General features: G+C 65.4%; 1 pseudogene. It reads left to right on the forward strand.

The window, feature by feature from the left end:
• Positions 1 to 790: pseudogene (locus PV773_RS25145) on the forward strand (malate synthase G); the annotation flags it as partial.

The raw sequence follows: 790 nt of genomic DNA on the forward strand, positions 1-790 counted from the left end.
TGACCACCATCCAGGACTGCGAGGATTCGGTCGCCGCGGTCGACGCCGAGGACAAGGTTCTGGTCTACCGCAACTGGCTCGGCCTGATGAAGGGCGACCTGTCGGAGAGCTTCGACAAGGGCGGCAAGACCGTCACCCGCAGGCTCAACGCCGACCGTTCCTACACCGGCCCCGATGGCGGTTCAGTATCGTTGCCCGGCCGCTCGTTGATGCTGGTGCGCAATGTCGGCCACCTGATGACCAACCCGGCGATCCGCGACCGCGACGGCCATGAGGTGCCGGAAGGCATCATGGACGCGGCGATCACCGCGCTGATCGCCCTGCACGACGTCGGCGCCAATGGCCGCAAGGCCAATTCGCGAAAAGGCTCGATGTATGTGGTCAAGCCGAAGATGCATGGCCCCGAGGAAGTCGCCTTCGCCGTCGAGATCTTCGACCGCGTCGAGCGCCTGGTCGGCATGCCGCGCAAGACCATCAAGATGGGCATCATGGACGAGGAGCGGCGCACCACCGTCAACCTCAGGGAGTGCATCCGTGCCGCCAAGGAGCGCGTGGTGTTCATCAACACCGGCTTCCTCGACCGCACCGGCGACGAGATCCACACCTCGATGGAGGCGGGTCCGATGGTGCGCAAGGGCGACATGAAGCAGGCGCCGTGGATCAACGCCTACGAGGCCTGGAACGTCGACACCGGGCTCGAATGCGGGCTGTCGGGCCATGCCCAGATCGGCAAGGGCATGTGGGCGATGCCGGACCTGATGGCGGCGATGCTGGAGCAGAAGATCGCCCA

Source organism: Mesorhizobium sp. CC13 (assembly GCF_039907765.1).
Lineage (GTDB): Bacteria > Pseudomonadota > Alphaproteobacteria > Rhizobiales > Rhizobiaceae > Aminobacter.